This window comes from Pseudomonas sp. P1.8 (genome assembly GCF_001269805.1).
Lineage (GTDB): Bacteria > Pseudomonadota > Gammaproteobacteria > Pseudomonadales > Pseudomonadaceae > Aquipseudomonas.
This window is the reverse complement of the sequence record NZ_LHVM01000029.1, coordinates 1-1,183: the sequence shown is the minus strand read 5'-3', so window position 1 is coordinate 1,183 and position 1,183 is coordinate 1. Positions and strand designations below refer to the sequence as shown.

The following is a 1,183-nucleotide window of genomic DNA, read 5'->3' as shown; positions in this document are numbered from 1 at the left end:
AACYCCCAAGCATAGAATTTGGCGTGTATTCACTTTGGTTTTTCATCAGCGCGAACATCACTCTGGCGAGCTTGCGTGCCAGGATAACCAAGGCTTGAGTACCTTTTAGGCCTCTGGCCAGGTAGCTCTGGTAGTACGGTTTCCAGACCGGCGAGCGGCTGGCGGCCATGGCACTGTTGTGAAACAGGCGCCGAAACTCAGAGTCCCCTCGCTTGGATAGCCGACGCCTTTGATCCTTTTGTCCTGACTGCCTCACCCGCGGATCCATGCCGAGGAAGGCGACGTACTCGTCGCTGTTTGCAAACTCCCCACGCAAAAACGCCGTGGCCGCTGCGGTGGCCGTCAGCAGCCCGACACCCTCGACGGCCTGGCAGCGCTTCACCTGATCCTGCATCCCGGCGTCCTCGGCAATCTCCTTGAGTGTTTTCTGAATCGTTTTTTCGAACTGGGCAATGGCGACCAGAAGCTGGTTGAACTGCTCTTTGAGCAGGGGCTCGTTTTTCCAGCTCTGCTTGAGTGCGACACAGCCCCGGACCAGTTGGGCCCGGCGACGAAGCAGGCTTTTGAGCTGCGTGTAAGCCTTCGGTGGCGGGTTCCAGATCCTCAGCCTGTCGGACTCCCGGCACAAGTAACGCGCCAGCAGTTCGGCATCCAGGGCGTCTGTTTTCGCCCTCATGCCTATGCCGTCGCGGTATTTGTTGAGGCGACTGCCATCGATGACGTAAACGTCATGGCCCATTTCATGGGCCATTTCCGTTGTATCAAGGTGATAGATATTGGTCGCCTCAAGCGCGATGGCGCTGTTCATTGGCAGCGTCTTGAGCCATTGCTTCAGGCTTGTTCGCTTGTTCGCGACCTTGAGGGGTTTTTGCAGGTCGGATCGATAGACAACGATCTCGTCCTTCGCCACATCCACACCAACGACCACCTGCGAATCAAGGATTGTCATGGCCCACCCTCCGAGCTAGGGTTTAAAGACTTGTCGGGGTTCACCGTTGCGCTGGCTTGTTTCTATCGTCGGTCCGAGCCGATGCATTCCTTATCGGCGCATTAGGTGAAGGGGTGGGACGAAGTCTCCCACGGTCTGTACTGGTCAGAGTCAGATGACGAGCTTTAGTCCCACTCACCCCTTCCAGTCTACACATACAAGCGAACCTGCCCGCGATGGGCGTTAACGATAACG

Annotated in this window: 1 protein-coding gene; it reads right to left on the bottom strand. The window is 56.9% G+C overall.

Annotation, left to right across the window (positions count from 1 at the left end; translation table 11 throughout):
• A partial coding sequence (locus AD668_RS28235) for an IS110 family transposase (protein WP_053164486.1) occupies positions 1-949 on the bottom strand: 949 nt, incomplete at its 3' end.
• Positions 950-1,183: the final 234 nt, after the last annotated feature.